Source organism: uncultured Blautia sp. (assembly GCF_902497045.1).
Taxonomy (GTDB): Bacteria; Bacillota; Clostridia; order Lachnospirales; family Lachnospiraceae; genus Blautia_A.
In genome coordinates, this window is record NZ_CABVDF010000170.1 from 1 (window position 1) to 6,279 (window position 6,279).

Below are 6,279 nucleotides of genomic sequence, written 5' to 3' on the forward strand. Positions count from 1 at the left end.
AATATTTGAATACAATGAAAATAAAAAATCAATATATTTTCATACAGACCGAACAATGCTCAGTGGAACAGAACAAAGAGAGTATGATTTTCCTGAATGCTGGATACGCAGCCAGATTGTCCACCCTCATTTTGTGGACAGTTTCCGTGATGTGTTTACCAATGTACAGAAAAATGGAGACATGTCTCCAAAAGAATTCCTTATTCGTACAAAGAAAGGAAACTACGAGTGGTTTAATCTGACTGCAAGACAGATCAGTGAAAAAGAGAGGGATGCGGATACGGTCATTGTACAGCTTGAATCCGCAGATCAGCAGCGTGCTCTGGAACTGAAATATATGCGTAAAACAGATTTTTATGAGGCAATGCTTTCAGAAACTGTGGCGTATGCAGAGGTAGATGTGGAAAGTGGACACCTGACTAAGTCTGGTGGATTATGGAAACAATATGAAACGGAATGTCTGAAAAATACAGAGGATTTTGTTTGGGTATTCCAGAAATACGGAGACCTTCTGGTCAGTGAGGAAGATAAGGAGCAATATAAACAATATCTGAATATTGATTATATGAGAAAGATGTATGAAAAAGGCATTTCCACTCAAAAATATTCGTTCCGCAGGTATGTGGAAAGAGAATTACGATGGATGCAGCTTGTAATCCATGTATTTCAGGATCGGTATTCTGAGAATATGTATGCTCTTCTTTATCTGAAGGATATAGATGCGGAAAAGAAACGAGAACTGGCGCAGGAATATGCTGCCAAAAGAGATCCTCTTACTAATGTATATAACAGAAGTGTATTTGAACGTGAAGTTACAGATTACATGGAAAAGGATCAATATTCAGAAGGGGCGCTGATCATTCTGGACATCGATGATTTTAAGCTGGTGAACGACCAGTTCGGGCATCTGAAAGGGGATGAAACGCTTAAATTACTTACTTCTGTATTGAAAAGTACCTTCCGGAGCGAAGATATTGTCGGTCGTCTTGGAGGTGATGAATTTCTTGTTTTTGTAAAAGGAGTCAGCCGAAGAGATATTCTGGATCGAAGAATGAAGGAACTGTTCGAAAAGCTGGAAACAAATCAGGACATTCCCATGACCTGCAGTGTAGGAATCAGTCTGATCAGAACAAAGAACTTTCAGTATGAGGAAGAAGTGAAAAAAGCAGATGCAGCCCTTTATATGAGCAAGAAAAAGGGAAAGAATCAATATAGTTATTATATGGAACAATGATCAGAGAAAAGGAAGCCTTAGAGCTTCCTTTTCAGCATTTCAGGATTAGAGGCGTGGACAAGTGCTTCTTCTTTAGAAATTCTGCCTGCCTTATATAGAGAAAGAAGACTGCTGTCCATGGAAAACATAGAATCAGTGGAAGAGGAATAAATCAGACCGTCAATCTGATGGATTTTATTTTCACGGATCATGTTTTTTATAGCAGGAGTTGTGGTCATCAGCTCAAAAGCAGAAACCATGGAAGAGTCGCTGTGGGCTGACGGGATCAGCTGCTGTGAAACAACTGCCTGAAGTACAGAAGCAAGCTGGACAGAAATCTGTCTCTGTTGATTTGGCGGAAAGACGTCGATAATACGGTCAATCGTATTGGCGGCTCCAAGTGTATGCAGGGTAGAAAGAACAAGATGTCCGGTTTCTGCTGCTGTCATGGCAATGGATATTGTTTCAAAATCACGCATTTCACCCAGCAGAATAACATCCGGGCTTTGCCTTAGGGAGGAGCGGAGAGCCACCACATAGCTTTCGGTATCAGAACTTATTTCACGCTGGCTGACAATACTTTTTTTGTGCCGGTGGAGAAATTCCAGAGGATCCTCCAGGGTGATGATGTGCTTTTCATGGTTTTCATTGATGGCATTGATGATGCAGGCAAGGGTTGTGGATTTTCCGCTGCCGGCTGGTCCGGTAACAAGCACAAGTCCTTTTTTGAGATTGCCAAGCTCGATGATCTGAGGCGGAATACCCAGGACTGCCGGATCAGGAAGTTCAAAAGAGATTACACGGATTACGGCTGCAAGAGAACCGCGCTGCATGTAAGCGCTGACACGGTATCGGGAAAGTCCCTGGACTGCAAAGGAAAAGTCATCATCTCCGGAAGCAAGAAAGGGATCCGGATTTCTATGTCCTGCAAGCTCGTAAATTTCGCGGATCATTGTTTCGCATTGTGCCGGCATCATGCGCTCCTCGTTTACCAAGGTAAGTTTTCCGCCTTTTTTGTAGGAAAGCGGACGGCCTGCAACAATAAAAAGATCTGAGGCTCCTTCTTTGGTTGTCTGTGTTAAAAATTCTAAAGCATTCATGCTCATTCCTCCATAAATAGACCTTGCAGAGAATCACTTTCCAGAAGAGGAAGACTCTGGTCGGTTCCCCAGTCATAGTCTGTATAAGTGTTCCAGGCAATGATCCTGTAATGATTTCCGTTTGAAAATGGCTGGAAAGAAATTTGGACTTCTGCCCTTAAATATTGATTCTCAGTAAGGGAAACTGTCCAGGTAAGCGTTTCGTCATCAGTAAAGCGGATTCCATTTTTACCATCCAGTTCTGTGCGGACATTTTTGAAAAAGGTATCCTCATCAGAAATATTAAGGTATTTCTGTACAGCTTCCGTTACCTGTATCAGGATATCTGACGATGCATTTTCTGCTTCGTAGTAAGCGGTTGTGCGGTCAGCGCTTTTTTGGCTGAGACGCATGTTTGCCCTGGCGCTGACAAGAGACAGCACAGAGAAGGTCAGAAGGCACAGAAGAACAAAGATCAGAACAAGGGTAGTAGTTCCGACGCTAATGGCAGACCGTGATGAGGAACGGTCTGAAGAAGAGTCTCTCATAATGTTTCACCTGACCTTTCCCTGTCTGATTCTTTTTCTGGTGCTGAAAATTCAGGATAATGAATATCCAGGCTGTACACAGGATTTTTTCTGTCCGGTGCGGTTATGCGGATGCAGGCGTATATAGCATGGTCTTTTTTCTGCTGAGTAATATGCATGGAAAAAAAGCAATCGCTCTTTGGACATTCCTGGAAAGCCTTGTCATAATAGACAGACAGACCATTTTCATCTTCTGTGATCTGAGGAAAATATTCTTTCATAGCCTCAGCGCTTCCGTTTGTATATTTCAGGGCAGAGGCTGCGCTGGATGCCTGAAGAGAAGCAAAACTCAGACGCCTGGCATCTTCATTTATGGTATATGCTTTGACAAAAACCTGGATGCAGACAGCGCTTCCAAGAGCAAAAAACAAAACCGAGATCATAAGTTCTATGAGAAACAGACTGGATTGGGTATTTCTTCGTGAATTCATAAAACAGTCCTTTCCTTTATTGCCGGATACTGTGGGCTTCACTTCTTAAATGAATAAGAAGGCTCACCGGAGTACCGTCATTGTCGGAAGCGGATATTTCAAGAAATCCGTTTCCCTTTTCAGTGATGCAGAAATTATTTACTTCCAGAATTTTTTCACCAAGTTCAGCAGAAACAGCAGTTCCTTCTTTTACAGAAAGCTCACAGAGATGATTGTCTTCCGGATAGATATAAGTCACATAAGTTTCTTCTCCAATCTGTTCCTTTGTGACAAGAGCAGTCTCTCCGTTTATTTCTGTCAGAGAAACTCCGTTTTCTCTGTCGTGCTGCCGGATTTTTTCAGCCGTATAAGAAAGCGCTGTCCGGGTAGAATAAGTGGAAGAAAGCTGGGAAGCTGAGGAACGGTATATCTGTACGCCGATCAGGATCAGCATAAAAGAACAGACCGAAAATACCCCAAACAGAGACAGACTGAAAAAGAGATCCGTCATATGCCTTTTTTTCAGCTTCATTAATTTTCTCCTTTCTTGCTGTTATTGGAAAAAACTGTGATGTCAGGCATCATATTAGAACCAAAAGCTTCATAAGAGACCAGATATTTTTCTTTATCATAAGAAATACCATAATTTTCTTCCAGATAGTCCATGCTGTCCGGGTAAAATCCCTGAGTGGCATAGCAGTGCACAGCGCTTTGCAGAATGGATTTCTTCAGACTTTCCTCTTCGTTGCTGGATGTGATCCGGGAAACTGAGGAAAGTCCGGACAGGAAAATACAAAGGATGCCACAAAAGATAAGAACATATAAAAACTTTTGCAGTACAGGACGGCGGCTACTTTTTTTAAAACGGTTCATATGTTATCCCTCCTGACTATCCGATGTTGGACATGATACCGATCAGTGGGAGCATAACAGACAGAAGGATCATTCCTACTGCAATAGAAAGGATCGCGACCAGTGTTGGTTCCACTTTAGAGACCAGACTGTCGAGCTGATCCTGTACTTCTTCGTCATATTGAACAGAAATTTGTTTCATTACTTCATCCATGGCTCCTGTTTTAAAGCCGATATAGATCATGCGAAGATAAAGCCCGGAAAAAATCTCAGCCTCCTGTGCAGCTTCTGCAAAGCCTGCTCCTTCTGAAAGCCTCTGACGGATCAGATCGATCTTGGGACTTACGGAAGGATGATCCACAAGGCGGGACACCATATCAAGGCTTTGGTCAATGTCGAGACCGCTGGATAAAGCGAGATACATTCCGCTGGCAAAACGGGAACAGGCTGTTTTTTCAGAGAGCTGTCTGGCTGCGGAAAAGTATCTGGAAATCGCAGCAGCCTTTGTCTGGCCTTTCCGGGTGCATGCAAAATAGAAGAACAGTCCTGCGGCAAGCAGAAGAAGCAGGACGAATATAAGACTGTAGTCTCCAAGTACTCTTCCGAATTTCAGCACAGCTCCGGAGAAGCCGGTAAGCCCTGCTCCCAGCTGACGGTAAACCTGATCAAAAACGGGAAGTACTTTTATAATGAGGACCAGAATGACAGCTGTCATGATCCCAAGCATGACCAGAGGATATGTAACGGCGCTTCGAATACTTTTTGCCAGTATTTCCTCTCTCCTGTAATGTTCAGCAAGACTGTTCATTACATCGTCAAGGCGTCCGGACTGTTCTCCGATCTCAGTCATACTGCACATATAAGCAGGGAAGTATCCTGCAGACTCAAGAGCCATAGAAAGACTTCCGGTAAGCTCCGTTTCGTGAAGAAGATTTTCTAATATTTGCTTTCCTTCCCCTTCCGGAGTATCTTCAATCATAATAGAAAGTCCTTCTACAGAAGAGATTCCGGAACGAAGGATCAGGGCAAGCTGCCCGCAAAAGGTGGTTAATTCAGAATTTGATAACTTTTTCATAAATCTCCTTTCTGCTCAGCGGATATATTGAGTGGTATAATTAGCGCCGTCGCCGATATATTTCAATATTTTTTTTGAGTTTTTATTTCCAGAAGCAAAAGTAGGATCCATACGTGTCCATGAATTTCCGGAAAACTCAATGATCTTGTCGATCCATCCGGTTTCTTCTGTATAGACACTGATCCAGGCATGATAAACCTCGCCGGAATATCCGATTTCCAGACGGGCAGGGATAGCCTGGGAGCGCAGCATGGCAGCTGTAAGGGACGCATAGTCAAAACAGATTCCTGTGCCGGTTTCCAGAGTAGCGTCAATATCCGGAAGGTAGCCCTTTTGAATGGAAGCTGCTTTTACATCGTCATAGGTAATGTTTTCTATTACATAATGATAGATGTCTGCCACAGCGTCCAGATCGTTTTTGGATTTGCTGACTACCTGGGCTGCTGTCTTTACTGCATTCATGTCTTCGGTAAAGTATACATACTGGTTGGGATACAGAAAAGGAAGCAGAGGATCTGCCAGAGCAACCTGCAGTGTTTCTTTAAAAAGGGAAATATATTTGGTATCTACAATATTTTCGTAGCCCTCGATTTGGTAATCTCCATCTCCGCTGGTAAGCGGCAAAGTGGTATAGGACTCGGAAGGCTGGATAAAATATTTGTAATTGACCTGATCTGGTCCGGTGATCTGGATATTTGCTTTGGCAGCAGTGCCCGTATATCTGGCCATGATATATCCCTGATCGATATGAGAGATGTCTATGGTAAGAGGGTCTGCGCCAAGGATCGAATTCCCGGATGCCTGTGGAATCAATACCTGCGGTGTGCTGGACCGTGTTTCCTTGTCTTTTTTTCCCGCGTTGACAGTCTGAACAGAAAAAAACGAGGTACACAGAAGGAGAAGAATCCCCCATAGACAGAAAAGTGAATATCTGCACTTCATGGTAAAGCTCCTTGTGTTCGATAAAATATATTTTAAGTATATCACTGGAAAAAAAACGGTACAAGGAATTTTGTAAGAAAAGTCGAAAGGATCATAAAAAGGATTGTAAAATTTATGCTTA

The 6,279-nt window shown here is 42.9% G+C and carries 8 protein-coding genes; 1 reads left to right on the forward strand and 7 read right to left on the reverse strand.

What is annotated here, in order from left to right:
* Positions 1–1,234: GGDEF domain-containing protein (locus RDS42_RS11225; RefSeq protein WP_308783743.1), on the forward strand; the 1,234-nt coding region annotated here is incomplete at its 5' end.
* A 17-nt stretch (positions 1,235–1,251) separates the two neighbouring features.
* Here RDS42_RS11225 and RDS42_RS11230 read toward each other — a convergent pair.
* The 7 genes from RDS42_RS11230 to RDS42_RS11260 are packed head-to-tail and all read right to left on the reverse strand — an operon-like array spanning position 1,252 to position 6,158.
* A complete protein-coding gene (locus RDS42_RS11230; RefSeq protein ID WP_308783744.1) occupies positions 1,252–2,313 on the reverse strand; it encodes a PilT/PilU family type 4a pilus ATPase in 1,062 nt (353 codons plus the stop codon).
* Positions 2,314–2,315: 2 nt separating this feature from the next.
* A complete protein-coding gene (locus RDS42_RS11235) occupies positions 2,316–2,840 on the reverse strand; it encodes a hypothetical protein (protein ID WP_308783745.1) in 525 nt (174 codons plus the stop codon).
* A complete protein-coding gene (locus RDS42_RS11240; protein ID WP_308783746.1) occupies positions 2,837–3,310 on the reverse strand; it encodes a hypothetical protein in 474 nt (157 codons plus the stop codon). Before RDS42_RS11240 ends, RDS42_RS11235 begins: the two co-directional genes overlap by 4 nt.
* Positions 3,311–3,326: 16 nt before the next feature.
* Positions 3,327–3,821 (reverse strand): DUF4860 domain-containing protein, encoded by a 495-nt coding sequence (locus RDS42_RS11245; protein WP_308783747.1) that lies wholly within the window; start codon positions 3,819–3,821, stop codon positions 3,327–3,329.
* Positions 3,821–4,162, reverse strand: coding sequence for a hypothetical protein (locus tag RDS42_RS11250; protein WP_308783748.1), 342 nt, complete (start codon positions 4,160–4,162; stop codon positions 3,821–3,823). The genes RDS42_RS11245 and RDS42_RS11250 overlap by 1 nt, the downstream gene beginning before the upstream one ends.
* Before the next feature lie 16 nt (positions 4,163–4,178).
* Positions 4,179–5,216, reverse strand: a complete 1,038-nt coding sequence (locus RDS42_RS11255) for a type II secretion system F family protein (RefSeq protein WP_308783749.1) — start codon at positions 5,214–5,216, stop codon at positions 4,179–4,181.
* Positions 5,217–5,231: 15 nt separating this feature from the next.
* Complete coding sequence (locus RDS42_RS11260; protein ID WP_308783750.1) at positions 5,232–6,158, reverse strand: transglutaminase-like domain-containing protein; 927 nt, start codon at positions 6,156–6,158, stop codon at positions 5,232–5,234.
* Positions 6,159–6,279 lie beyond the last annotated feature (121 nt).

What these genes read in the sequence shown, in the direction of transcription:
- RDS42_RS11235 (WP_308783745.1), bottom strand. Translation starts at nt 2,840, where the DNA reads ATGAGAGACTCTTCTTCAGACCGTTCCTCATCACGGTCTGCCATTAGC.
- RDS42_RS11250 (WP_308783748.1), bottom strand. Translation starts at nt 4,162, where the DNA reads ATGAACCGTTTTAAAAAAAGTAGCCGCCGTCCTGTACTGCAAAAGTTT.
- RDS42_RS11260 (WP_308783750.1), bottom strand. Translation starts at nt 6,158, where the DNA reads ATGAAGTGCAGATATTCACTTTTCTGTCTATGGGGGATTCTTCTCCTT.
- RDS42_RS11255 (WP_308783749.1), bottom strand. Translation starts at nt 5,216, where the DNA reads ATGAAAAAGTTATCAAATTCTGAATTAACCACCTTTTGCGGGCAGCTT.
- RDS42_RS11230 (WP_308783744.1), bottom strand. Translation starts at nt 2,313, where the DNA reads ATGAATGCTTTAGAATTTTTAACACAGACAACCAAAGAAGGAGCCTCA.
- RDS42_RS11245 (WP_308783747.1), bottom strand. Translation starts at nt 3,821, where the DNA reads ATGAAGCTGAAAAAAAGGCATATGACGGATCTCTTTTTCAGTCTGTCT.
- RDS42_RS11240 (WP_308783746.1), bottom strand. Translation starts at nt 3,310, where the DNA reads ATGAATTCACGAAGAAATACCCAATCCAGTCTGTTTCTCATAGAACTT.